The sequence below is a fragment of the Shewanella metallivivens genome, from assembly GCF_028750675.1.
Lineage (GTDB): Bacteria > Pseudomonadota > Gammaproteobacteria > Enterobacterales > Shewanellaceae > Shewanella > Shewanella metallivivens.
In genome coordinates, this window is the sequence record NZ_JAQQPZ010000013.1 from 306,758 (window position 1) to 333,503 (window position 26,746).

The window sequence follows — 26,746 nt, forward strand, 5'->3', positions numbered from 1 at the left end:
TTTTAATAATAAAAACAAAAAAAGCCTGTATAAACAGACCTTTCTCAGCTTTAATCAACATTTATTATTTATGTATTCGTCAGAACGGAATATCGTCATCCCAACCTTCATCCAAATCTGGAGTGAAGTTTTGTGCAGGCTGTGGCGCTGGGCGTTGAGCTGGTGCATTTTGCGGTTGGAAGTTACCTTGTGGAGCCGCGGCAGGCTTAGGCGCATAAGCAGGAGCTTGCTGTGCTGGGGTTGGTGCAGGTTGTTGATAACCACCTTGTTGACCCGCATTAGGCTGACCCTGGTAAGTATTGGTATTACCAGCAGGAGCAGCCTGGTTGTTGTACTGAGGTGCACGTTGCTGAGGCGCTGCGCCTGGTGCTTGACGAGCTGGCTGACCTTGGTTTGAGTTATAAGCGTTTTGGTTGGCGTTTTGGTTATATTGGCCACCTGCATTATCACCCGAGTTGCGACTGTCTAGCATTTGCATTTCCATCGCGTTGATTTCGGTTTTGTAACGGTCTTGACCGGTAGCTTGGTCCTGCCACTTGCTGGTCTGTAATTTACCTTCTAGATAAACCTTAGAGCCTTTCTTTAAATACTCGCCAGCAATTTCAGCAAGGCGACGGTACATTACAATGTTGTGCCACTCTGTACGCTCTTGCACTTGACCCTGTTGGTCTTTCCACGACTCACTTGTCGCTATTGTAAAATTGGCTACGGCGTTGCCGTTTGGCATGTAACGAACCTCAGGGTCTTTACCTAAGTTACCGACCAAAATCACTTTATTTACACCACGACTAGCCATCGAAATCTCCTGAGATTTTTATCTGTTTACTGTATCTGAATTCTAAACGAAATGATCTACACGATCTATTGTACAGAGCCTAACACAGCTCGGGCTTCGCTTAAATTGAATTTATCATCGGCCTTTAAATAAGCGACCTTCTCTTCAAGCACCACAATGGCTTCAACCACGCCAGCCAATTGCGATAACTCTGTGGCCATCACTTGGGCATCATTTTTATCTTTTATATTGGCTTCAAGGGTATAGCTTTTTAATAACACAGGTTTTTGCATGCCAAAGGTTAGCAGTAACCACACAAACATCAGTGCAAGTGCCACAAAAAACACACCAGATGCACCCACTAACTGATATGCACCACCGCCAAGCATACCGCCACAAAATGCACCTAAAAATTGGCTGGTTGAATACACTCCCATTGCAGAGCCTTTTTCACCCACAGGGCAAAACTTAGCAATTAAGCTTGGCAACGACGCTTCAAGGTAATTAAAACCAGTAAAAAACAACACAACCGCAGCGCTTAACATCCAAATATTGTCGGCAAAAATGCCCATGGTTGCTAATGACAACATCATGATCAACAGCGATAGCTGGAACATGGTTTTGGTATTGTTACGCTTCACCCCAATAATAATTAACGGCACCATTAAAAAGAATGCGCCTACAAAAGCCGGGAAGTACAACATCCAGTGCTTTTCTTTGACTAAACCGGCATCCACCAAATCTAGCGGTAAAGCCACAAACACCGCAGTTAACACTAAATGCAAAATGAAAATACCCGCATCTAAACGAAATAGCTGCGGGTCTAACAACATGCGCTTTAATTTAGTTGGGGTAGCAACTGTGTCGCCTTTTGGGGCTTGGCTAATGGGGTTTGGTACAAAAAACTGCACAATTAACATACCCAATACCGCGAGCACCGCGGTCATTAAAAATAACCCTGTTAACCCTAAATATTGTGCCACAATCGGGCCTACAAGCAGCGACAACGCAAACGAAAATCCAATGCACATACCAATGACGGCCATGACTTTGGTGCGTTGTTCATCACGAGTTAAGTCGGCAGCTAATGCTAATACGGCAGCAGCAATGGCGCCCATACCTTGTACCGCACGGCCAAATACAACGCCATAAATATGATCCGATGAAGCGGCAATTAAACTGCCAATAGCAAATAATACTAAGCCCGCCAAAATAATCGGCTTACGGCCATACTTATCTGACAAAATCCCCATTGGAATTTGCAATACTGCTTGAGTCAGTCCGTAAGCACCAATAGCAATACCCACCCATAACGGTGAAAAGCCTTCAAGGTGCTGACCATACAACGCGAAGACAGGCATGATCATAAACAGCCCCATCATTCGTAAACCAAACACACTGGCTAACGAAAAAGCGACTTTTTTCTCTATACCTGACAGTCCATTACCGGCCATGCAATTGCCCTTTGAAAATGATTCAGTAAAACGATTAGCTGCGCATATTATCACAGCGCAATAAATTTGCTCAAAAGGAAATCGTAGATTGCGACCTATGCTTCATTTAGTTCATCATTTACTAAACTTATTGACGATTGCGGGCGTATACACAACATTGATAACAAAATTGATCTGAAGTGCATCAATATCTATGCGATACTGATCATCGTTTTGTTTACACCAGTCATAGAGCGAGATAGATGGATAAAATTGAAATACGCGGTGCCCGCACCCACAATCTGAAAAACATCAATCTAACAATTCCACGTGACAAACTTATTGTTATTACAGGATTATCTGGTTCAGGGAAATCATCTTTAGCCTTCGATACTCTGTATGCAGAAGGTCAACGTCGCTATGTCGAATCCTTATCGGCTTATGCTCGCCAATTTTTAAGCCTGATGGAAAAACCCGATGTCGATCATATTGAAGGCTTAAGTCCAGCCATTTCGATTGAGCAAAAATCAACGTCGCACAACCCACGCTCAACCGTGGGTACCATTACCGAGATTTACGACTATCTACGCCTGTTATTTGCCCGAGTCGGTGAGCCACGCTGCCCAACACATAACTTACCTTTGTCGGCACAAACCGTTAGCCAGATGGTCGATAAAGTATTAGCAATGCCACAAGACAGCCGCCAAATGTTACTGGCGCCGGTGGTAAACGATCGTAAAGGTGAGCACGTTAAACTGCTCGAAAGTTTATCGGCTCAAGGTTACATCCGCGCCCGTATTGACGGCGAAGTGTGCGACTTAACCGACCCTCCAACATTAGATTTACATGTTAAACACACTATTGAAGTAGTTGTAGACCGCTTTAAAGTGCGTGACGACATTAAACAGCGTTTAGCTGAATCATTTGAAACCGCATTAGAGTTGTCTGGCGGTATTGCCAAAATCGCCAGCATGGACGATTCAACAACCGAAGAATTAGTATTTTCGGCTAACTTTGCTTGTCCGCATTGTGGCTATTCCATGGCCGAACTTGAGCCGCGCATTTTCTCGTTTAACAACCCAGCGGGTGCTTGCCAAACCTGTGACGGTTTAGGCGTACAACAATTTTTTGACCCAGAGCGGGTGATCACCAACGATGAATTATCATTAGCCGGTGGGGCGGTACGCGGTTGGGACAGACGCAATTTTTACTATTTCCAAATGCTCAGCTCATTGGCAGAGCATTACAAATTTGATGTCGAAAAACCCTTTGCCGAACTCAGCGATAAAGTCAAAAAGATAGTCTTGTACGGCTCAGGCAAACAAAACATTGCTTTTAAGTACATTAATGACCGCGGTGACGTGGTGGTGCGTAACCATCCGTTTGAAGGCATTTTAAATAACATGGACCGCCGTTACCGCGAAACCGAGAGTAATTCGGTGCGCGACGAACTGTCTAAGTTCATCAATATGCAGCCATGTAAAAGTTGTGGTGGTTCACGCCTACGTGAAGAAGCACGCAACGTGTTTATTGGTGAATTAAACTTGCCGCAATTAATCACCTGGTCAATTGGCGAAGCCAAAGCGTACTTTGATACTGTCGCTTTTGAAGGCCAACGCGCCAAAATTGCCGAAAAAATCTTAAAAGAAATCAGCGAACGTTTAGGCTTTTTGGTTAACGTGGGGTTGAATTATTTAAGCTTATCGCGCTCGGCCGAAACCTTGTCGGGCGGTGAAGCACAGCGGATCCGGTTAGCCAGCCAAATTGGCGCAGGCCTAGTCGGCGTAATGTACGTGCTTGATGAACCTTCTATTGGTTTGCATCAACGCGACAACGAACGTTTATTACAAACGCTTATTCATCTGCGTGACTTAGGCAATACCGTGATTGTGGTTGAGCACGACGAAGACGCCATTCGCCTTGCCGATCATGTTATCGACATTGGCCCTGGTGCTGGTGTACACGGTGGCGAAGTGATTTGCGACGGCACCTTAGACGATATTCTTAACTGTGAAGAGTCGATCACTGGCCAGTATATTTCTGGCAAAAAGCAAATTCACATCAGCGACGAGCGCACGCCAATGGACCCTAAAAAAGTCATTGAACTATTTGGCGCATCGGGTAACAACCTCAAGGATGTCGATCTCACCATTCCAATTGGCCTGTTCACCTGCATTACAGGTGTGTCTGGCTCAGGTAAATCGACCCTAATTAACGACACCTTCTTTAAAATTGCCCATCGCATGCTAAATGGTGCCACGGTCGACGAACCTGCTCCTTATAAAAGCATTAAAGGCATGGAACAATGCGACAAGGTTGTCGACATCGACCAAAGCCCGATTGGCCGCACGCCGCGCTCAAACCCAGCAACTTACACGGGTATATTTACCCCAATACGTGAGTTGTTTGCCGGCACACAAGAGTCGCGTACCCGAGGTTATCAAGTGGGCCGCTTCTCATTTAACGTTAAAGGCGGACGCTGTGAGGCTTGCCAAGGCGATGGCTTAATTAAAGTTGAGATGCACTTTTTACCAGACGTGTATGTGCCTTGCGACTCATGTAAAGGTAAGCGCTATAACCGCGAAACCTTGGAAGTGAAATACAAAGGCAAAAACATTCACGAAGTGCTGCAAATGACCGTTGAAGATGCGCGCAGCTACTTTGATGCCATCCCATCAATTGCACGCAAACTGCAAACGCTAATGGATGTCGGCCTGTCGTATATTCGCCTGGGCCAAAGTGCAACTACCCTATCTGGCGGTGAAGCGCAGCGAGTTAAACTGGCAAAAGAATTGTCTAAACGCGACACGGGTAAAACCTTGTACATTTTAGATGAACCAACCACCGGCCTGCACTTTGCAGACATTCAGCTATTGTTAGATGTATTGCATCGCTTAAAGTCCCATGGCAATACTGTTGTGGTGATTGAACACAATTTAGATGTGATTAAAACCGCAGACTGGATTGTAGACTTAGGCCCAGAAGGCGGCTCAGGCGGCGGCATGATTTTAACAGCCGGTAGCCCAGAAGACGTTGCCGAGCACCCAGAATCGCATACTGCACGATTCTTAAAGCCAATGCTGGCGCTTCATCAGCAACGTAGCAAAAAAGCAAAAAATAAAAAGTAGCCTTTATATAGGTTTCCCATCCACCCGTAACGTTAGGAGTGCCGATATGCCCACGCTTCTTACTCGTTATCAGGTGGTTGGGATGCTTTTACTGCTCTGCTTAAACAGTGGTTGCAGTGCCCGCTTACCTGAATGCTCTTCTACATTTACCACCACTTGGCCTAACGCAACTGAGCAAATACAACAAGATATCAGCATACTGACTTCTGTCGCGTTTCAAGGGCGCAAAACCGCAACACTTGGTTCGCAAGCGACACAAGAATATATTATTACGCGCTTTAATCAGCTTGGTCTTAAACCCTGGCAAACAGAATTTGCCATCCCCTTTAACTTCGACCATCAATTTTCAACGATTACAGGGGTTAATTTAGTTGCGACCATACCTGCAAAAATCCCTTCTCGACGCTGGCGGATCATTACCGCCCATTACGATCATCTTGGCCAAAAAGGTAGCACGGTGTTTCCTGGCGCCGACGATAACGCCTCTGGCGTAGCGGGTATGCTGGCCATTGCCAAACGCTGGCAAAAACAGACTCACTTAGAGGATGTTAATTTAATGCTAGTCGCCACCGATGCTGAAGAACCCGGATTATTTGGCAGTTATGCCTTAGTGAAATTATTGCAACAAGATCCAAATATAGAAGTTGAGCTAAGCGTTAATCTTGACATGATTGGCCACCCCAATCGGCGCCGTGCGATTTATATGGAAGGCGAAAAGAATATCGCTCAGTTTGACACCATTAAGGTGCAACTGATGCGGCAAACACAATTATGTATTCGTACTCATCGCAGTAGTTTACTAAGCGGGCGCTTACAAAAAACCGATTGGTTAAGGGCATCTGATCATTATCCGTTTCACAAGGCAGGGTATAAATGGGTGTATTTTGGTGTGCCGCCACATCAACAATACCACACCGAACATGACACTATTGACACCCTCGACATTGACTTTATCGTGGCAGTGGCCGAAACCGTGTACCAGCTGCTGCTGATTGATAAACTGACCGAGTCACCATAAAAGTGTTGCTCAATTACAACAAGTGTTCTTTTTTCAATCAATTAGTGAGCGCTATAAATCAAGAATCAGGCCAATCTTAACGATTAATGGCCAAATTAATGTTTATTTTCAGTTTTTACGTGGTCAAATCGCATACTTGCTGCTATAATATGCCCCCTTATCGGCGCGGGAAATCGACACGGGGTTGATTTTCTGTCTGTGAAACTTTAGCACGAGCTTCCGAACTTCGTGCGCATCCACAAGGCTACAACCCAATGTCATCCAATGAAAGAACTTTCCGCGAACTCGGCCTGTCTGAGTATTTGTTGCGTTCACTTGACGAGTTAGGTTACGAAAAACCAACTCCAATCCAGTCTGCGAGTATCGACCCGCTTATGGCAGGTAAAGATATTATCGGTCAGGCGCAAACCGGTACCGGTAAAACAGGTGCGTTCGCCCTGCCTTTACTAAATAAAATCGACATGAAAATCAATGCTCCACAGATTTTAGTGTTGGCTCCAACTCGTGAATTAGCCGTTCAGGTTGCAGAAGCTTTTGGTAGCTATGCAAAACACATGAAAGGTTTCCACGTACTGCCTATTTACGGCGGCCAAAGCATGCAACAACAGTTAAACGCCCTTAAGCGTGGCCCACAAGTGATTGTTGGTACACCTGGTCGTGTAATGGATCACATGCGTCGTGGCACACTAAAATTAGACACATTAAAAGCGTTAGTGCTTGATGAAGCTGATGAAATGCTAAAAATGGGCTTCATCGATGATATCGAATGGGTACTAGAACATAAGCCAGCTAACAGCCAGCTTGCGTTGTTCTCTGCCACTATGCCTGAGCAAATCAAGCGCGTAGCTAACAAGCATTTGAACAACCCAGTTAACATCAGCATTGCTGCTAGCCACACGACAGTTGAGTCAATTGACCAACGTTTTGTACAAGTATCACAACACAACAAACTTGAAGCGTTAGTACGCGTATTAGAAGTTGAAAATACTGAAGGTATTATCATTTTCGTACGTACACGTAACAGCTGTGTTGAATTAGCAGAAAAATTAGAAGCTCGCGGTTACGCATCATCACCACTACACGGTGACATGAACCAACAAGCACGTGAGCGCGCTGTTGAACAACTTAAACGCGGCAAATTAGACATTTTGATTGCAACTGACGTTGCCGCACGTGGTTTAGACGTTGAGCGTATTGGCCATGTTGTAAACTACGATATTCCTTACGACTCAGAAGCCTATGTACACCGTATCGGTCGTACAGGTCGCGCTGGCCGTAAAGGTATGGCTATTTTGTTTGTTACTAACCGTGAAATGCGTATGTTACGCACTATCGAACGTGCAACTAACAGCCGCATTTCGCCAATGAAAGTGCCTAGCCCTGAGACTGTTGCAGAGCGTCGTTTATCTCGTTTAGGCGAACAAATCCAAGAAACCTTAAACGGCGACTTAGATTTCATGAAAAATGCTGTCGCTGAGTTATGCCAACAGCTTGAAGTTGATACCGACTTATTAGCGGCTGCATTATTACAACAAGTACAACAAGAGCGTCCGTTACAATTACCGACGATTACTGAGCGTCAACGTGATTCACGTGATGACCGTAGTGAACGTGGTGATCGCGGTGGTGATCGTCCTCGTCGTGAGCGCGGTAACCGTCCCGCGCCAACAAGCTTTGGTAGTGCAGACACCCTAAAAGATAACCCAGACGTGAAGATGAACCGTTATGTTATCGATGTGGGTCGCGAAAATGGTGTTGGTGTAGGTAACATTGTTGGTGCTATCGCTAACGAAGCAAACATCGACAGCCGTTTCATTGGTCAAATCCAATTATTCGACCAAGTGACTACCGTTGATTTACCAGATGGCATGCCAAAAGACATTCTGTCTCATCTTAAAAAAGTACGCGTGTGTGGCCGTCCACTTAACATTCGCGAAGCCGGTGATGAAGTGTTTGTTGACTCTGGCCGTGGTGCGCCACGTAAGCCTCGCAGTGACCGTCCTCGTGGTGATCGTCCACGCGGTGACCGTCCTGCAGGTGCAGAGCGTCGTCCACGTAAGCCACGTGATAATGGCTAATCATTCATTTGAATGACACAAAAAATGGAGCCTCTGGGCTCCATTTTTGTTTTCAGTTTTTAGTTAAAGCAATTTTTTATAGGCTGAAAATGATAAAACCAATTAACACCAATTAATTTGGTTACTGCAAGAATGTAGGTAATATTATCATTCTCGAATGAATTAACCCGATAGGTAATCTAAATGGATTTTTTAGTCGTCGTTGCACAAATATTTGGCTCGCCATTACTTGATGCTACAAAATCAGCTAAACAAGATAAAACCTTGTTATGGATTATTATCATTGGCGGCGTGCTTTTTAGCGCATTCTTCTTCACACTCTATTATCTTGCTAACCAATACTGAACAAATACTACAATACCGTCCTGAATGCTTTAGCCTGTTTGCGCTTTTGATACATAGGGACTATTTGCACGGCAAATACTGCACTGACAATCAATACAATGCCCATTAATGACAACATATCAATATTGGCACTGCTAAATACTCCGCTCCACCAGCCTAAGCTGACCACCAGTTCGGTCACGGTAAAACTCAACACCGGCGTTAACGACAGCATTGCACTCACTTGTGCGGTTGGCCAATAGTGCATTGCCTGACCAAAGCAGCCATAGGCAATTAACGTATTTGCACCGCAAAATAACACTATCCACCATTGGGGTAATGTCATGGCGTCAAATTGACTAAAATCGCTAAAGGGTGCCATAGCCAAAATGCCTAAACCATAAATAAACAACAGCACATTACTGGGCGATAACCGTTGGCTCACCGACTTTTGTAATAATGCATAACTGGTCCACGACATCACTGAAAACTGCACAATCATAATGCCGATAAGCACTTGCTCATCACGAGCTTGATCCATATCGAGTTGCGGATGGAAAAACATCAACATGCCCAATGCGAGTGTGGCAAAACAGCTGAGCTGAAAGGCGTTAAAGCGTTCTTTAAAAAACAACACCCCACCAAAAGCTAAAAAGAAGGGCGCAGTTTGAAAATTAAGCTGCGCAGTACCTGGGGCTAAGTAACTCAATGAGTACACAAACGACACGTAATTACACATCAACAACACACCGGCTAATATCAGTTTTAACCATATAGCACGGGGAAGCCCAACAAACTGCCGCAGTGCGCCGACTTTCCACTGGATAAGCAAAGTCACCACAAGCGCCATCAAAAAACGAAACCAAGTTAACGTCACCGGGGTAATAAAACTGCCAGATAATTTGAGCGCTATCGGTAAGATGCCCCAGAAAAACACCGCAATAGAGACAAATATCAGCCCTAAACGGTTATTGGCACTTTGTTGTTCTGCTGTCACTGATATTTACTCACACACAATTAAGGAGATAGATTTTGCCCGATAGCCAATACAAAGTCTTTACCGAGATGAGCTTCTAACACCTTTAATTGTTCGCATAACAAAAAAGCCTATTTCAGTACCTCCTTTTCGCGTGGCAAATCCAGCTAATGCAGGTAAAATGGCGACCATAAAAAACCTATGTGCCCTACTACCTAAGGAACACTCGCATGAGTCTTGCTGATTCCGTTCTTGCTGTGAACAATGATTTACCTATCCGAACCGACAAGCCTGTCCACAGTGGCAAAGTACGCAGCGTTTACTGGTTAACCGATGCCGATAGCAGTCGCCTAATCCGTGATAAAGGATATGATGTCCCAGAAGATACACCACTGGCCATTATGGTGATCAGCGATCGTATTTCTGCTTTTGATTGTATTTTTCATGGCGAAGGCAATTTACAAGGCATTCCTGGTAAAGGCGCGGCGCTCAATGCAATTTCTAACCATTGGTTTAGTTTATTTGCCCAAAATGGCTTAGCAGACAGCCACATTTTAGATATACCACACCCTTTTGTATGGATAGTACAAAAAGCCCGCCCAATTAAAGTGGAAGCGATTTGTCGCCAATACATTACCGGTTCAATGTGGCGCGCTTATTCAAAAGGCGAACGTGTTTTTTGTGGCATTACCTTGCCAGAAGGCTTAAGTAAAGACCAAAAATTACCAGAATTACTCATTACCCCATCAACCAAAGGCATTTTAACCGGTATTCCAGGCGTGCCAGCACAAGATGACGTCAATATTAGCCGCAGCGACATTGAAGCCAACTATCAGTCATTCGGCTTTGAAAAACCACAAGATATTGACTTATATGAAACTTTGCTCAAACAAGGCTTTAAAGTGATTTCTGACGCACTGGCTAAACTTGACCAGGTATTTGTCGACACCAAATTTGAATTTGGCTATGTGAATGACAAAAACGGCCAATCAAAACTGATTTACATGGACGAAGTCGGCACGCCAGACTCATCACGTATTTGGGATGGCCCAGCTTACCGCGACGGTAAAATTGTTGAAAACTCAAAAGAAGGTTTCCGCCAGTTTTTATTAAACCATTTTGACGATGCCGACATTTTATTAAATAAAGACAGAATGCCAGAACGTGAAGCCCTTGCACGTGATAATGACCTGCCACTAGAAGCCATGATGAACGTGTCGCGTACCTACACTGGCGTAGCTGAAAAAGTCACAGGTAACAGCATTGCACTGCCTACTAACCCGAAAGCTGACATCATCAAGGTGCTGCGCGAGCAGTATGATTTAATCGATTAATCACTCGTGTTTTCCATAAACAACGGCGCCTTTGAGCGCCGTTTTTGTTAACAAGACATTCTAGTCTCCCTTTCAAAGAAGTTATTCTTTACAAAACCGACAAAGTGTAAATGATAATGATTTTCATTACCTTCTGATATATTATCTTGGCTAAACATAATTACTTATAACAGAACAAGGACTAGTTCATAGCCGTTGAAGATGATAACACCATGAAACTAAACAAAATTAGCCTAGCTATTATTTGCGCTATTAGTCTATCGCAACACGCCATTGCTGCCGACGAGCCCCTCGATACCAACAATGACACTGCAAATACCGATAACATTGAAAAAATTGAAGTGACTGGCAGTTATATTGCGGGTTACAACGCCCACTCAGTCAGTGGTGCATCACGTTTAGACCTCGCCATTATTGATATTCCACAATCCGTTTCGGTTATCACCGACGCGCAAATGCAAGACTTTCAATTACACGACATCAATGCCGCACTCGACTCAGCCACTGGGGTAAATGTTGAACGCATTGAAACCGATCGTACTTACTATACCGCCCGCGGTTTTGATATTACTAACTTCCAAATAGATGGCATTGGTTTACCGCTGACCTCAGGCAATAACCACGCAGATGAAGACACCGCAATTTACGATCGCATTGAAGTTATCCGTGGTGCTAATGGTTTAATGACCGGTGTGGGTAATCCATCGGCCACCATCAACTTTATTCGTAAGCGCCCTACGGCAGATAATCAACTCAGTGTCAGTGGCACTTACGGTAGCTTTAATAACACCCGTATCGAAGCCGATGGTTCAGTCAGACTCAATGACACCTTTGCCGCCAGGGCCGTTGCGGTAACTCAAAGTAAAGATTCGTATTTAGACCTCTACGAAACAGATAAAAATGTCTTTTATGTTTTTTTAGAAGCCAACTTAACTGACGACACCAGTGTGTCGCTGAGCCACAGTTATATCAATAACGATGCTACCGGTAATAATTGGGGCGCGTTGCCGTTGTTCTACACTGACGGCAGCGCCACCAATTACGACAGTTCAACCAACACCTCTGCCGACTGGTCAAACTGGCAAGTGATTAAAAATAATACGGTGCTAGAACTGAGCCATCACTTTAACGATGATTGGCGTTTACGTGCCACTTATTCACATAAAACAACCGATGAAGACACTGAGCTATTTTATGTTTTCGGCACGCCAGACAAGAATACCGAATTAGGTTTAACCGGCTATGGCAGTGAGTATGATTTAGATGACCAAAGCGATTTAGTCGATATTTATATTGATGGTAATTTTAGTCTCTTTGGCCGTGAGCATCAGCTTGTTGCAGGAGTTAACTACTCAAAAATGAGCTACACCGACAGCTCACTTTATGATTACACCACTGGCTATGGCTTCCCCGAAATGCCAGATCTCAACACTTGGGACGGCAACACACCCAAACCCACCTTTAATGACGGTTTACGCGGCAGCGATGTCACCCGCGAACAACAAGCAGCCTATTTTACCGGTCGCTTTAGTATTGTGGATGATTTACACGTGATTGTTGGTGGTCGTTACAACGATTGGCAAGCCGAAGGTGAGTCATACGAAGTTGACCAACAAGCTGATTATGACAAATTTATCCCGTATTTAGGTGCCGTTTATAGCTTTACTCCAGAACTGGTGGCTTATGCCAGCTATACCGAAAACTTTGTCGCCCAAACTGAAGTCGACAGTGTAGGCGTGTTTCTTGACCCCATTACCGGGGAAAGCCGTGAAGTGGGTGTTAAAAGTGAGCTGTTTAACGGTCGCTTAATTGCCAGCTTGGCTTACTTTGACGTAGAGCAAACCAATATTGCAGTACTTGATCCCGAAACAGCCGGCTTACCCATCGACATGCAAACTTACTATGGTACAGACGGAATTAGCAGCACAGGTTTTGAGTTTGAAGTGACCGGAGAGGTATACCCTGGGTTAAATGCCAGTATAGGTTACACCGACTTTGACATTAAAGGTGACGATACGGTAGCGGCATACACCCCCAGCAAGTTATTAAAATTTGCCGCAACCTATGACGTTGAAACAATCGAAGGGCTCTCTATCGGGATGAACATGCGGTGGCAAGATGATATCTCGCGAAGCCAAGGGGTTGTCGCAGAAGGTTATGACAATGCAGGCGCAGAGATTGTCACTAAGCAAGACGCCTATGCGGTTATTGATTTAATGGCTAAATATCAAATTACCGACAACTTAGGTTTAGCGCTAAATGCGAATAACGTTGGCGATGAAAAGTACATCAATAGCTTGTACTGGGCCCAAGGTTATTACGGCGCACCGGCCAATTATAGTGCGACACTAACCTGGAAAATGTAAGCCCCAGATGAAACAAAAAAGGATGACACTGTGGTCATCCTTTTTTATGTTAAGAGCACGTTAGCGACTCAATATTATTATACCAATCAGGATAAATAAGTGATCAGAGATWGCGTAGGAAAAATCGCTTAGCACAAGGCAGAAATTGCAGCGAGGTAGTTGTTCTACCTTCAACATTTCTAACGAARTGATAARCGATRTWAACCAGTAAGCATGATCACGTTTTTGTGCTGATTGGTACTAGCTACGACGGCGTAAGCCTAATGCACCTAATAACATTAATGCCAAATAGCCTAAGCTACCACCGTCACTGCTTTTCTCTGGCTCGACTGGGTCAACAGGTTCAGGGGTGACCACAGGTGCTGGGTAACTCAGTGCAATAATCACTGGGTCATGGTCTGATGCAGAGAAGGCATTTTCAGACTTGACCAAATCACCTGTGTACTTGCTGCCATACTCAAACAGGTTAGATTCAACCGAGTTAATGTGCCAGTCATCAATACCCACCACTTTTGCCGCTAAACTCGCATTGCCTAATGCATGGTCTAAATTACCTAACTCGCCGTTATAGCTGTATGAGTAAGTATCGGCACCGTGCATTTGAGTATTTAAGTTAATTAAACCATAGCCTTTTTCAATCACACTGCCTGAACGCTCATACACTTTACCGTCTAATGTGGTCCAAGACGCAGTGCGAATAACATGGTCTGTTGTTGAGGCATCATAGTCGGTCAAAACCGCAACAGGATCTTCTTTACCATAGGCATTTAAATCGCCAATCACCAACACATCACCGTCTACATCGTTAAGTGACTCACCTAGTACTTTGGCCGCCGATACACGGAATGCATTACACTTACCTTGTAAATCAGCCGGTTCTGAATTTTCGTTAAACTCAGCCCAATCTTCAATACAACCAGACCCTTTCGACTTAAGGTGATTCACCACAATCGTCAGTTTTTCATCATTAATGCTAAAGCTTTGTACTAGGCTGTGACGTTGGTATTTGTCATAACTAGGACTCGATTCAACCACGCCATTTTGTTCACGCGTTTGTGCACCTTCTGCAGCATGTTGCTCGGGGGTCGCAATGACTTGCGCTGCACCGTCTAAGCTAATACTTGCAGGACGATATAACATGCCTACCGTAATCGCGTCGCTGCCAATATATTTACCGTCATATTTATCAACATCTTCGATTTCAACAAAGCGATATGCTTGCTCATCTGTCAGCTCAGCATTTAGCGCATCAACTAAATTTTGAATCGCACTTAACTCACCAAAGCCATTGTTGGCAATCTCCATTAAACCCACAACATCAGCATTCATGGCTACAAGTGCATTCACAATTTTGGTGCGTTGCAAGACCATTTCATCTTCTGCTAACGCGCCGCGGTTGCTGTTTGATGGGTTAGCATCGCCACCCACTGCGTCATTAAAGAAGTTAAGTACGTTAAAGCTGGCTACACGAATGTCGCCCATGTTTGCCACTGTTGGCGCATTGGTACGATCATCAACACGGATAAAATCGCCCGCGGAGATAGTGTTCGTCGCTAAAAGACGGTATGAGCTATAGCTGTAGCCAATCACACCTTCAAGGTTAGTTAACTGGTCACCGACGCGGATATAACCTGTTTCAGCGTTAAAATCAGGGAAGTAAGGCACTTCGCCATCGTTCGCTTTGTAATCAGATTCAACAAAGAGTTGGTTAACCATATTGGCATCATTTAATGCCACAGCTTCTGCTGAGTTTGGCTCAAATACTTGAGTCGGTTTCATTAATGGCGCTTTGTGCGACAACACCATATTGTTACGGTAACTAGAGTAATCAAAACTAAAGGTGCGAGTGACTTTCATGTCACTGCCTGCATCGAGCTTCACTTTCATGCCTTCGACGCGCTCTAATGCTTGCGCAAGTGTTTCACCATCTGCAACATAGAATTCAACAGCGGCAGGCGCATCGCCCACAACGCCCACTTCAAATTTTTGCTCGTCTTTAATGTCTATCTGCGTTGAGCCGTAATATTCTTTGACTTTACCTTGTACACACACTTCAGTACCGGGCTGAATCGTGTCTGGTGCGGCTTCATTTAGGTAAACAAAAATACCGTCAGAGGTATAAGGAGAACCATCACCTTGAGCATCTTGAATAAAGAAGCCTTTATATAAACTGTCACTTCTGGCGCTCACAATGCCTTTTACGGTGACTTCGTTAGCCGACTCAAAACTGCCACTGGCAACTAATGGACTAGAATCACCTGCTCCTTGAATATCATAAATGTTCGTTAGCGTGGCGCCGTTACAAGTAAAAGTACTTGGCTCTGGAGCCTCAGCCGCGTCAAGTGTGCCTAAACCACTAAAAGTGTCTTTTTCAAGTGTAACCCATTGGGCCGCATCATAAGTTGTGCTGGCAGTTAAATCTTCTAAATTACGCTGAAAAGTGGTATCAAGCCCCCAGCCGCTTGGTGTAGGAATATCGCCAATCACATCAACTAATACATCGTCTTTTAATAGGCCAACAGCATCGCCGCCATTAAAATACAAATTACCAGTCATTGAGTCTGTACCGGCCGGTAAGGTGATAGCCGCACTAGGGTGCAAAATCACTTTGACACTTTTAGCCGCGATTGAATCAGTCAAATCAACCATATCTAAAGCCGCGGTGTCGCCGTCTTTATAACGCACTAATTTGTACCCAGCTAAATCAACGACTGTGTCACCGTTGTTATACAATTCAATCGCTTTGTTATTGGAACTCCCTTCAACATATTCACTAATTAACACATCTGCATTTGCCATCATTGGCAATGCTGCGGCCACTGCGAGTGAAACCGCTGTAAGTTTAGTCAGTCCTTTCATTTTTTAACCCCATATTTTGTAATAGAAATGCTATTTTTTTGTAATATGCGGCGCGATTGTCCCAAAGTTTTGTGACATAAAAAAGAACATTGATCACAAAAAACGACCAGAAAAAATAACTATCTAATTGATTTCAAAAACAAAATAGTTTTTCAGGCAGAATAAAGTTCAAAGTGTGATCAAATTCTCATTTAAAAACAGAGGCTAAACTAAAAACAATGCATCATGGTATTTCAAAACAATATGACAACCCTTGTAACACTTTTATAAAAAATAAAAAGAGAGTATTACAACATGCTGTTTTATATTGTAATTAATACTATCGTTTACCTTGAAACGATAAATAAAGTTGAAGATAATTAAAAAAGGCAAGCCATAGTTAACTCCATTACCAGCCAGTTGTAATGGTGTTGTTACAATATGCAGATGTATAAAAGACCCACTTAATACAAACCATTAACGTCATATTCGTATTACGGGGTTAAAAAATAATAAATCTCTTAAGCTATTTGTTTTATTGTCGATATATATTTAGATAGTGTGTTGTTTTGATCATAAGAATTGTAGTTTGCGCAGTATTTTAGTATCAAAATACTGCTAGCTAATCTACTATTTGCATCTATTGTATTTACCGGTTTAGGTACCCTCGCTATGAAACAAGTTGATTTCAGAAATATTGATAAACTCTTCATAAAAATGTCGATTAACGACAAGTTTTGGACAATTTTCGCGCTATTTTTAATCGTATTATCCAGCGTATCCATCGGCAGCTATGTCAGTAAAATTGATCAAATTGAACAACAATCGTTACAGGTTTTAGAGCAAAAAGCTGCTGGTATGGTGCAGGCGCTCGATTCAACCGGCCAACTTGAACAAGCTGCAAGCCTTGGGTTACAAGTTTCTAGTCGCGCTCAAACCAGTAATCGCTCAAAAGACACCGTCACTGCGGTATACGCTTCTGCTGGCCAATATTATTCCCTTAGCGAATCGGTATATGCCCAAGAGTCTGATGCGAAACAAGCGGCAATGAACTCAATGTTACTGTCGTTTTTATGGATATTACCCTTTGCTTTAGTTATTTATTGGAACGCCACCTTTATTGGTGGCGCGTTATGGGTGTTATGGGATACCACTGAGAAAATTGCTAAAGGCGATTTAACCTCACGTTTAGGCTTTCATCCTGGGCGCGACGAGTTTGGTACGATTGGTTGTGCATTAGACAAAGCCATGGACACCTTAAGTGAGCTGGTTATTGCGGTTAAAACCAATACCGATACCTTGCATGCAACATCAGACTCTTTTGCCCGCGATGCAGAACAAAGCGCTGAACAAATTGACTTACAGTATGCCTCTTTAGATTCTGTTGCGACTGCAATGGAAGAGATGACCGCCTCTGCCGCAGAAGTCTCTAACATTGCCCGTAACTCTACCGAACGTGTTGAGCAAGACTCCGAATACACTCGCCAAAGCTATGACAGAGCAAAACGTGCTATTAACGAAATTGAGCAGCTGTCTAAATACATAGAGCAAACGTCAAACTCAGTTAACACCTTGAAGGTCAATGCCACTAACATTAATGATGTGATTACGACCATTAATGCTATTTCAGATCAAACTAACTTACTGGCGCTTAATGCGGCAATTGAAGCCGCGCGTGCCGGTGAAATGGGCCGTGGATTTGCCGTGGTTGCAGACGAAGTAAGAACCCTAGCGGGCCGTACTCAAGCAGCAACAGTTGAAATTCATAACATGATTGAGTTACTGCAAAACGAAACACTTAACATCGACAGTATTACTCAAGACACTGTTAAACAAGCACAAACCAGTAGCGACTTAATCAGTAACATTGGTACTGACATTGATGCGATTGCTGAATCATCTCGTTCAATTATGGACATGAGCTTCCAGATTTCGACTTCTTCTGAAGAGCAAAGCGCTGTAGCGAATGATATTGCTAAAGAACTGACTGAAATCCGTCAAAAATCGAATGTCATCCGCGGGTTGTCACAGCAATCAGCACATGGTGTGAAAGATCTGTCCAAAGCCTCTGCTAACTTAGGGAAGATTTTAAGCCGTTACCGCACTAACTAAAGAGAACAGCTAGTCATTCATTAACTCAACATAAAACGACGTGATATCCACCGATACCACGTCGTTTTTTATTAGCCTGATGCCAAGTTTGTACAGTATACTTTTCGACCACATTGGATCTATACCTTTTACCACTTTCAGGTATAATCCGCGCAATTTTTATCACCTACGTTAATCGCAAACTCTATGTGTGAGATCTTATGACAGTTGAAACCTTTACACCCAAACAAACTACCACGCTCGACATTCCAGTTAAAACCCTTGAAGCCAACAGCACAAGTCGCCCTAGCACTGGTAATCGAATTGGCTTTGTATCACTGGGCTGTCCAAAAAACTTAGTCGACTCAGAACGGATTCTCACTCAATTACGTACCGAAGGCTATGACGTTACCAACAGCTATGATGACGCCGATTTGGTTATTGTGAACACCTGTGGCTTTATTGATAGCGCGGTGCAAGAGTCGTTAGAAACCATTGGCGAAGCATTAGCAGCCAACGGCAAAGTGTTAGTCACTGGCTGTTTAGGCGTTAAGAAAGATGAAATTGTCGAACTTCACCCTAACGTGTTAGGCGTAACAGGCCCTCACGCCTATGATGAAGTATTAAAACAAGTTCACCTGCATGTTGAAAAGCCTAAACATAATCCACTCATGGATCTAGTGCCTGATCACGGTGTAAAACTCACACCGAAGCATTACGCTTATTTAAAAATATCTGAAGGTTGTAACCACCGTTGTACTTTCTGCATTATTCCGTCAATGCGCGGTGATTTAGACTCTCGCCCTATTGGCGATGTATTAGGTGAAGCGCAACGTTTAGTAAACGCAGGCGTAAAAGAGCTATTAATTATTTCGCAAGACACCTCAGCTTATGGTGTGGATGTAAAGCATAAAACCGCATTTTGGGATGGTATGCCCGTTAAAACCCATATGCAGCAGCTTTGTGAAGAATTGGCCAAACAAGGCGTATGGGTGCGCCTGCACTATGTGTATCCTTATCCGCATGTGGATGACATTATTCCATTAATGGCTGAAGGTAAAATTCTGCCCTATTTAGATATTCCGTTTCAGCATGCCAATAAGCGTATTCTTAAATTGATGAAACGCCCTGGTAGCTCAGACAAAGTATTAGAACGCATCGCTAAATGGCGCGAGATTTGCCCAGAATTAGTGATCCGCTCAACCTTTATTGTGGGCTTCCCGGGTGAAACCGAAGAAGAATTTGAAGAGCTATTAGACTTTTTAGAAGAAGCACAATTAGACCGCGTCGGTTGCTTTAAATACTCGCCGGTGGAAGGCGCTAAAGCCAACGATTTACCAGACCATGTACCAGAAGATGTGATGGAAGATCGCCTACAACGCTTTATGGCGGTACAAGCACAGATCAGTGCCGACAAGCTGCAAGCGCGCATTGGCCAAGAGTATTTAATCTTAATTGATGAAGTGAACACCGAAGGTGCTGTGGGTCGCTCATACATGGACGCGCCAGAAATTGACGGCAAAGTGTATTTAACCGACGAGTTTGACGTACAACCAGGCGATCAAGTTTGGGTGCAAATTATACATGCCGACGAGCACGATGTGTGGGGCGTTAAAGTCGAAGATTAATCGCTTTGCTTAACGCATAACCTGCAACTGAAACTCAAATTAAAAAGCCGATATCTGAAGTGATATCGGCTTTTTGCTTTGCTAACTCATTATTTCAACGAACTATTCTAGCATGGTTAATCTATGCCCTAGTGCACTTGAACTGTCTGGTGTCAGTACAAAAGTAAAGTTGCTGTCGCCACTAATATCTAATGTTTCAGACTGATAAATCAATGTTTTAGTACCATTATCAGCTTCATACACGATATTAATTTCGTAAAAATCTTCAGGTAATGTTGTACTCTGCTCTTCAACGAAGTCTAAATCAGTCAAGGTATATTCTGCAGTTTCAATGGTTTCTGAATCACGCACAAAATACACACTCAGATCATCGTAGTCATAAGACAAGTTAACGACATCAACTTTATATTCATATGCACGTGGGCGAAGGTCCTGAGTAATTTCCATCCCTTCTACTGAACCGTCTTCGTTTTGATATACAAGCAATGATTTCACATCATCTTGTTCAAACGTCACGAGCAAGTTATTAAATAGCTGTGTTTTGGTTGTAGCATCTTTTGCGGTAATACCGTAATCATTAAACGACGTTGACTGATAGTCAGATACCGAAAATGCAGCAATATCATACAGGTATTGAGTTTCTTGTTGGCTCGAAATCGTCACATCGATGTTTTGAGTTTCAAGGCCATTAAATACTCGGTAATCTGCAGTTGATTCCAACGCTGGATAATTATCGACTGTAGTCGTTGAGTCTACACTGTCGATATTCACTTTAAGATCACCAGCACCAAAGCTATTACGAATAACCAATTTGTAAACGGTTTCCGTGGAGAAATCCATGCTACCAGTGGTGTAAACTACATCAGTAGTACCTGCTTCTGTTAAATAAACAATATAATCTTCGGTGTCTAGGATCATTGAGTCACTGTAAGTACCATAACCCACACTGCCTAACATTACCGCTTCATCAAAGTCTTGAGTATCAAGAGAAATATACGCATCAAATGTGCCTTCATCAGTAGCTACGTTGGCAATAAGCACCTGCATTTTGCTGTATTCATAATCATCATCCGCATTAAGTTCGTCCATATCTTCACGGTTATAATTAATGTCCAGTAATTGTGGGTCAAGATAATCACCATAAAGCACAAACAAGTGGTTATCGTCGTTTTCCATATCCACAGTATCGCTGTAAATGGTAACGGTTTCGCCATCTTCATCCTGACCGTAAATTTCTAAATCAGCACTACCAGTGCTGTAACCATAACGTGGCATAGCATCCGCAAAGTCAATTGCTGTATACGAATAGTCATCAAGCACTAACGATGTCGAGGTACTGTTAGGTGAGGCATTGTAATACTGTACATAAGCAACATCACTGCTACTGCTATCTGAACTGTCAGAACCACAACCAAACAGTACAGCTCCAACCGTTGATATCAATATCAATCGGCCTAATTTCTTGTTAAACATAATTGCTCCATTAACCACTTAGCTACATTTGCAGTATTATGACTCTTTGTATGCGTAAACGACTGTCAAGATACGTAAAGTTGGTATATAAATCGTCAAGTGGGCTTAAATTGGTTATAAAAAAACCTCTTATCAGTCGACAAGAGGTTTTAAATCGTACTATCGAGCAAAAAACAGACTAAGCGCGTTAAGCGGACTCCGCATTCACCATGTAAATTTGTAATAAACTAGTGCCTGTTGATCTGTCAAGGTTGTTTTTGCAGCGAATTGTTGGCCATTACTCATATACAAGTGCGCGGCAGAGACTTAGAGGTGTAGTTATTCTACATAAAAAGTCGATAACGCCGTAAAATGGCCAACAAACGCTGCCCGAAGGGTTCGGCTAAAAACGTTTTACGCTTTGTTGAATGACTCTTTGCGAATAAAGAGTTGCTTAGATGACTAGGCATCAATCCATTCGCCTCGATTAACACGTTTTTAACTCGAACAAAATTTAACCAGCAAAGACCAACAGGCCCTAGTTACCGGCGATCTTCATTTCACTCAGCAAAATACCACCAGTACGAATTGATGAGCGTAAGTCACGATCTTTACCTATACCTTGAATCCCTTTAAACATATCTTTTAAGTTACCTGCGATAGTAATTTCTTCGACGGGGTAAAGTACTTCACCGTTTTCAACATAAAAACCCGCTGCGCCACGCGAGTAATCTCCAGTAACACCATTCACCCCTTGGCCCATCACTTCAGTCACTATCAAACCCGTGTTCATTGCTTTGACTAGGTCATCAAAAGTTTGATTAGTGTGGCTTAATGTCCAGTTATAAATACCACCAGCATGGCCCGTATTGGTCATGCCGAGTTTGCGGGCAGAATAACTGGTTAAAAGATACGTCGCGAGTTGGCCATTGTCGATAATACGGCGCGCTTGTGTTGCAACACCTTCGCTGTCGTAATTAGCACTAGCTAAGGCCCCTAATAAATGTGGTTGTTCTTCAATATTAAACCATTCAGGAAACACTTGGGTGCCTAAGGCATCAAGTAAAAAACTCGACTTACGATAAATACTGCTGCCGCTAATTGCACCAATTAAATGACCCATTAAGCCTGTGGCGATTTCAGGTGCAAACAAGACGGGCATTTTTGCCGTGGCAATTTTACGTGCATCTAAACGGCTTAACGTTTTATTAGCAGCCTGCTGACCAACAGACTCTGGCGACAATAAGTCCTGGTATTTACGCGCAACGGTATAATCATAATCGCGCTGCATGTTGCCATCTGACTCTTCGCCAATGACCACACAACTTAAGCTATAGCGCGAGCTGCAATAACCGTTTAAAAAACCATGGCTATTACCATAAACTTTTGCGGCGGTGTGCGCATTGGCTGACGCACCGTCTGAATTACGAATACGGCTATCAACTGACAAACTGGCTGCTTCTGCACGAATAGCCAATTGCGCTAATTCTTCTGCATCAATGTCTTGTGGATGATACAGCTGTAAATCACGAATATCTTGTGCCATTAATGCAGCATCAGCCAAACCACTAAAAGGATCTTCTGAGGTGTATTTAGCAATACCATCAGCCGCTCTTACTGCTTCACGGATGGCTTCAGGGCTTAAATCTGAAGTAGAAGAGTTACCTTTGCGACCGTCGCGAAAAATGGTAATACCTAATGCACCATCTTTATTAAACTCGACAGTTTCGACTTCTTTTTCACGCGTCGACACCGACAAACCTTGCTGTTTACTAATAGCCACTTCAGCGGCAGTTGTGCCTAATTGTTTAGCGTACTCTAATGCAACGGCAACGGCGTCTTTTAGTGCTGATAATTCAGAATCAATTCTTGGTGTTGTTTCACTGGCGCTAGGCGCTGAAGAAGGATGAGAAGCCACAAATTTACTCTTTGATTAGTCTAATTGTCGCTAGCATATCAAATAAAAAAGCCGATTGATAACCAAGCGCTTCTCTTGAATAAAATCTGCATATTCAATGCCAAATAAATGCTATCATTAGCCTATATTGACTTGAGGTTAAACACTATGAAGATTGTTGGCGATTCTGAACACTTTCAGCAGCCCTATGATAACGATGACGATTACGTCAGCAGAACAGAATTTAAAAAAGAAAGCGAAGAGGCTCAAGCACTTGGCATGCGCTTGGTTGCGCTTAGTAAAACCCAATTAGATAAAATGGATTTAGATGAGTTTCTCTACGATGCTATCTTAAAATCTAAGCTCATTAAGCAAAAAACCGAAGCATACCGCCGTCATTTGCAATACATCGGTAAACTAATGCGTGGCTTTGATCACGAACCTATTCAAGCAGCACTAGATAAAGTCTTGAATAAGAACAATAATGAGGCCGCTCAGTTGCAAATCTTTGAAAAGATGCGCGAGCGCTTATTGACTAATGGTGACGATGAAGTTCAAAGCCTATTAGATCAGCACCCGCAGTTAGAACGTCAAAAGTTACGTCAATTGATCCGCCAAGCTAATAAAGAGTTAGCCAAAGGCCCAGAATCAAAGTCGTCTAAAGAATTGTTTAAATACTTACGTTCTGAGATAAAAGAGTAAACCCTATACTCAAAAATAGTCTGATTAATCGAAATAAGGATGTGGCTAATGCAGCTTGAAACAACGATACGTGCACTTTTTTTATCTATTGCTTCAATATTGTTATTTACGGGTTGTAACGGTGCCGCAGATGGTACTGACTCAGATACATCAGATGACAGTTATAGCCTGTCGGTGAGCTACCAGGATGTAGTCAACGGCCAATGCGATGCCAGTACCGACAGTTTAATCTTTGACCTTAACGATAGCGTGTGCGCTGTAGCCAAACTGACATTAGGTAATGCTAACGTCAGTGGGGCGCTTATCGAATTTACCAGCAGCAATGCCACATTAAGTAATGCATCGGTGTTAACCGATACTAGCGGCATAGCGACTACCTTTATCACTTCCACCAGCACAGAAGCCGGTACCTTAACGGCAACCTACACTTCAGATGACGACGACAGTGTCAGTGACAGCCGTAATTACCAATTTAAAGAGTACAGCACCACCGCCCCCGCTGAAGCGCTAAATTTTACCGTATCAATCAGTGACAGTAGCGGAGTCATTACCCGTTTTAATGTTGGCGACACCGTACAACTCAACGCACAGCTTACCGACAGCAGTAATCAAGGTATTGCCAATCAAATTGTGACCTTTAATGCCGGCAGCGCGACGTTATCGCCTGCGACCGCGCTCACCACAGACGCAGGTATCGCAACATTAAGCTTTACGCCCACCGATTCAGAATTAGGGGCTAGCCAGCTTACCGCCACTGCAGAATATGAAGACACGACATTAACCGCGACCAGTGCCTATGAAGTGCTTGCATCGACCGATGTCACAACTGATGGCACAGTGATGATGGGCTCTTACGATGACAGCGGTGAATTTATTGAAAATCTATTAGCGACAACCTTAACAGCAGATACAGAGGGTAGTTATACCATTAGCGCTGGCGGCTCATTTGGCGTTACAGCCACCCTAGTGACAGAAGCAATAGACGGTACGATTACCCGCTTACAAAGCCCAATCAGTATTAGCTTTAGTTCAGACTGCACCACGAACGACAATGCAACCTTAGACACACCGGTGACCACTGTCGCAGGCTCAGCCAGCTCGACGTTTTCAGACACCAGTTGCAGTGGCAACAGTGAAAGCACTGACACCATTGTCGCCAGCGCAACCGTTAATGACACCAGTTTAAGCGCGAGCTTACCTTTCACATTAGCACGCCAAACATTATCAAATATTAGCTTTGTGTCTGCAGACCCAACTCAAATCCGTATCAAAGGTTCTGGAGGCACAGATACAACAGAGTCATCTTTGGTGACGTTCTTGGTAAGCAGCGCTAATGGCCAACCTGCTGCCCAACAAGAGGTTGAATTTAGCCTTGATACCACAGTGGGTGGCTTACAATTTTCTAATGGCGACACGACTGATAGCAGCATCACTAATTCAGAAGGACTTGTGAGTGTTAGAGTGCAAGCTGGCACTATTCCGACCCCTGTTCGCGTAATGGCATCGACAACCGATGCTGACACCGGCGACACTATTACAAGCCAATCAGAACAACTCACAGTGAATACCGGACTGCCACAACAATTGGGTTTTAGTATTTCTGCGTCAACCTCTAACCCAGAAGCGGGCGATTACAATGGCGAAGATGTCACGATTACAGTGTATGCATCAGACAGCTTTGGTAACCCAGCGCCAGACGATACTACGGTTAACTTTACAACTGAAGGTGGCCAAATTGAGCCGTCATGTAGCATCGTAAGCGGGAGCTGTACCGTGACCTGGACATCGGCATCACCACGGGTAACTGATCATCGTATTACCATTTTGGCTTATGCGCTTGGCCATGAAACCTTTTTCGATACCAATGGCAACAACGTGTTTGATGATGAAGATGGTAGTGCAGTTAATGGCTGTTTAATTGGCACAACGTCTGTCGCCTGTAGCGGTAACGGTATGGACGTAGAAACCTATCAAGATAATGGCTTTGTTGATTTACCAGATGCCTTTAGAGATGACGATGAGTCAGGCGAACGCGATTCAGGTGAGCCGTACTTTAACACAAAATCAAGCAGCACCTATCAAGGAGCTGACGGCGTATTCAACGGCCCACAATGCCAAGGTAGCTTATGCGACAGCACGGCAACAACAACCTATATCCGTAAAGCCTTGGTGTTAACCATGTCAGGCTCAACAGCCAGCTTTACGGTAAGCCAAAATGGTTCAGTGATTAATGATTTTGATACTGACATTCAAGACATCGCCAATGGTGGCTCTTCGATATTTACTGTGGTACTCAGCGACAGTGCTGACCAAATATTACCCTCTGGCACAACTTTATCGGTGAGCAGCAGTGAAGGTGAATTAACGTTTTCTGGATACACGGTACCCGACCGTAACTCTGCCGGTGGCACCTCAACATCATTTATGATAACCAATGACGACAACTCGGGTACTAGCCTAGTGACTTTAACAGCCACAACGCCAAAAGGTGTCGTGACTGAACTGAGCTTTTTTGTCACCTTGTTGTAACTCACCATCTTTATCATAAACAGAAGCCTGCTAAATACGCAGGCTTTTTTGTGATTGGAATTTGTTGATAAGTTGTTACAATGACGGCGAGAATACCGTAAAACTTTTACTGTATTTCTATCTATTATCTGCGTCACCCAATGATAAACAGGGCTAGTTTATTTATACGAGAAACAG

Annotated in this window: 16 protein-coding genes; 10 read left to right on the forward strand and 6 right to left on the reverse strand. The window is 43.6% G+C overall.

From position 1 onward, the window contains the following. Positions 1-79 precede the first annotated feature (79 nt). Positions 80-796 carry a single-stranded DNA-binding protein gene (locus PQR79_RS14075; RefSeq protein ID WP_238103187.1) on the reverse strand — a complete coding sequence of 239 codons (717 nt, stop codon included), beginning with the start codon at positions 794-796 and terminating at the stop codon, positions 80-82. Positions 797-861: 65 nt separating this feature from the next. Continuing rightward, a complete protein-coding gene (locus PQR79_RS14080) occupies positions 862-2,229 on the reverse strand; it encodes an MFS transporter (protein ID WP_238103186.1) in 1,368 nt (455 codons plus the stop codon). A 242-nt stretch (positions 2,230-2,471) separates the two neighbouring features. On the opposite strand from PQR79_RS14080, the gene uvrA reads away from it, so the two are divergent. The 4 genes from uvrA to PQR79_RS14100 all read left to right on the forward strand — a co-directional run bounded on the left by uvrA (position 2,472) and on the right by PQR79_RS14100 (position 8,777). Next, a complete protein-coding gene (gene uvrA, locus PQR79_RS14085) occupies positions 2,472-5,336 on the forward strand; it encodes an excinuclease ABC subunit UvrA (protein ID WP_238103185.1) in 2,865 nt (954 codons plus the stop codon). A 46-nt stretch (positions 5,337-5,382) separates the two neighbouring features. Next, a complete protein-coding gene (locus PQR79_RS14090) occupies positions 5,383-6,354 on the forward strand; it encodes a M20/M25/M40 family metallo-hydrolase (RefSeq protein ID WP_238103184.1) in 972 nt (323 codons plus the stop codon). Positions 6,355-6,608: 254 nt separating this feature from the next. Further along, a complete protein-coding gene (locus PQR79_RS14095) occupies positions 6,609-8,432 on the forward strand; it encodes a DEAD/DEAH box helicase (RefSeq protein WP_238103182.1) in 1,824 nt (607 codons plus the stop codon). 183 nt (positions 8,433-8,615) lie between these two features. Then, positions 8,616-8,777 carry a hypothetical protein gene (locus PQR79_RS14100; RefSeq protein WP_238103181.1) on the forward strand — a complete coding sequence of 54 codons (162 nt, stop codon included), beginning with the start codon at positions 8,616-8,618 and terminating at the stop codon, positions 8,775-8,777. 7 nt (positions 8,778-8,784) lie between these two features. On the opposite strand, the gene PQR79_RS14105 is transcribed toward PQR79_RS14100, so the two are convergent. Continuing rightward, a complete protein-coding gene (locus tag PQR79_RS14105) occupies positions 8,785-9,753 on the reverse strand; it encodes a DMT family transporter (protein ID WP_238103180.1) in 969 nt (322 codons plus the stop codon). 209 nt (positions 9,754-9,962) lie between these two features. On the opposite strand from PQR79_RS14105, the gene PQR79_RS14110 reads away from it, so the two are divergent. Then, positions 9,963-11,066, forward strand: coding sequence for a phosphoribosylaminoimidazolesuccinocarboxamide synthase (locus PQR79_RS14110; protein ID WP_238103179.1), 1,104 nt, complete (start codon positions 9,963-9,965; stop codon positions 11,064-11,066). A gap of 212 nt (positions 11,067-11,278) precedes the next feature. Further along, the gene (locus PQR79_RS14115; RefSeq protein ID WP_238103178.1) at positions 11,279-13,432 is read left to right on the forward strand and encodes a TonB-dependent siderophore receptor; all 2,154 of its coding nucleotides are present in this window, start codon (positions 11,279-11,281) and stop codon (positions 13,430-13,432) included. A 240-nt stretch (positions 13,433-13,672) separates the two neighbouring features. Here PQR79_RS14115 and exeM read toward each other — a convergent pair whose 3' ends face one another. Then, positions 13,673-16,291, reverse strand: coding sequence for an extracellular exonuclease ExeM (gene exeM, locus PQR79_RS14120; RefSeq protein ID WP_238103177.1), 2,619 nt, complete (start codon positions 16,289-16,291; stop codon positions 13,673-13,675). A 651-nt stretch (positions 16,292-16,942) separates the two neighbouring features. Between exeM and PQR79_RS14125 the strand changes: the two genes are divergently transcribed. Both PQR79_RS14125 and rimO read left to right on the forward strand, forming a co-directional pair. Further along, positions 16,943-18,382 carry a methyl-accepting chemotaxis protein gene (locus PQR79_RS14125; protein WP_238103176.1) on the forward strand — a complete coding sequence of 480 codons (1,440 nt, stop codon included), beginning with the start codon at positions 16,943-16,945 and terminating at the stop codon, positions 18,380-18,382. Between the two features lie 200 nt (positions 18,383-18,582). After that, positions 18,583-19,989, forward strand: a complete 1,407-nt coding sequence (gene rimO, locus PQR79_RS14130) for a 30S ribosomal protein S12 methylthiotransferase RimO (protein WP_238103174.1) — start codon at positions 18,583-18,585, stop codon at positions 19,987-19,989. A gap of 102 nt (positions 19,990-20,091) precedes the next feature. Here the strand turns inward: rimO and PQR79_RS14135 are convergent, their stop codons facing one another. Together PQR79_RS14135 and pmbA are read right to left on the reverse strand one after the other, a co-directional pair. Next, entirely contained in the window at positions 20,092-21,462 is a 1,371-nt protein-coding gene (locus PQR79_RS14135; protein WP_238103173.1) for a hypothetical protein, read from the reverse strand. Positions 21,463-21,979: 517 nt separating this feature from the next. Next, positions 21,980-23,359: a metalloprotease PmbA gene (gene pmbA, locus PQR79_RS14140; RefSeq protein WP_238103172.1), complete on the reverse strand. Its 1,380-nt coding sequence runs from the start codon at positions 23,357-23,359 to the stop codon at positions 21,980-21,982. 147 nt (positions 23,360-23,506) lie between these two features. On the opposite strand from pmbA, the gene yjgA reads away from it, so the two are divergent. Both yjgA and PQR79_RS14150 read left to right on the forward strand, forming a co-directional pair. Then, positions 23,507-24,040 carry a ribosome biogenesis factor YjgA gene (gene yjgA, locus PQR79_RS14145; protein WP_238103171.1) on the forward strand — a complete coding sequence of 178 codons (534 nt, stop codon included), beginning with the start codon at positions 23,507-23,509 and terminating at the stop codon, positions 24,038-24,040. Between the two features lie 48 nt (positions 24,041-24,088). Continuing rightward, a complete protein-coding gene (locus PQR79_RS14150; protein ID WP_238103170.1) occupies positions 24,089-26,569 on the forward strand; it encodes an Ig-like domain-containing protein in 2,481 nt (826 codons plus the stop codon). The last annotated feature ends 177 nt before the right edge of the window (positions 26,570-26,746 follow it).

Excerpts from the sequence above, each read along its gene's own strand:
- uvrA (WP_238103185.1), top strand. The coding sequence starts at position 2,472 with ATGGATAAAATTGAAATACGCGGTGCCCGCACCCACAATCTGAAAAAC.
- rimO (WP_238103174.1), top strand. The coding sequence starts at position 18,583 with ATGACAGTTGAAACCTTTACACCCAAACAAACTACCACGCTCGACATT.
- PQR79_RS14115 (WP_238103178.1), top strand. The coding sequence starts at position 11,279 with ATGAAACTAAACAAAATTAGCCTAGCTATTATTTGCGCTATTAGTCTA.
- PQR79_RS14125 (WP_238103176.1), top strand. The coding sequence starts at position 16,943 with ATGAAACAAGTTGATTTCAGAAATATTGATAAACTCTTCATAAAAATG.
- exeM (WP_238103177.1), bottom strand. The coding sequence starts at position 16,291 with ATGAAAGGACTGACTAAACTTACAGCGGTTTCACTCGCAGTGGCCGCA.
- PQR79_RS14150 (WP_238103170.1), top strand. The coding sequence starts at position 24,089 with ATGCAGCTTGAAACAACGATACGTGCACTTTTTTTATCTATTGCTTCA.
- PQR79_RS14080 (WP_238103186.1), bottom strand. The coding sequence starts at position 2,229 with ATGGCCGGTAATGGACTGTCAGGTATAGAGAAAAAAGTCGCTTTTTCG.
- PQR79_RS14075 (WP_238103187.1), bottom strand. The coding sequence starts at position 796 with ATGGCTAGTCGTGGTGTAAATAAAGTGATTTTGGTCGGTAACTTAGGT.
- yjgA (WP_238103171.1), top strand. The coding sequence starts at position 23,507 with ATGAAGATTGTTGGCGATTCTGAACACTTTCAGCAGCCCTATGATAAC.
- PQR79_RS14110 (WP_238103179.1), top strand. The coding sequence starts at position 9,963 with ATGAGTCTTGCTGATTCCGTTCTTGCTGTGAACAATGATTTACCTATC.
- PQR79_RS14135 (WP_238103173.1), bottom strand. The coding sequence starts at position 21,462 with ATGTTTAACAAGAAATTAGGCCGATTGATATTGATATCAACGGTTGGA.
- PQR79_RS14100 (WP_238103181.1), top strand. The coding sequence starts at position 8,616 with ATGGATTTTTTAGTCGTCGTTGCACAAATATTTGGCTCGCCATTACTT.
- PQR79_RS14095 (WP_238103182.1), top strand. The coding sequence starts at position 6,609 with ATGTCATCCAATGAAAGAACTTTCCGCGAACTCGGCCTGTCTGAGTAT.
- PQR79_RS14090 (WP_238103184.1), top strand. The coding sequence starts at position 5,383 with ATGCCCACGCTTCTTACTCGTTATCAGGTGGTTGGGATGCTTTTACTG.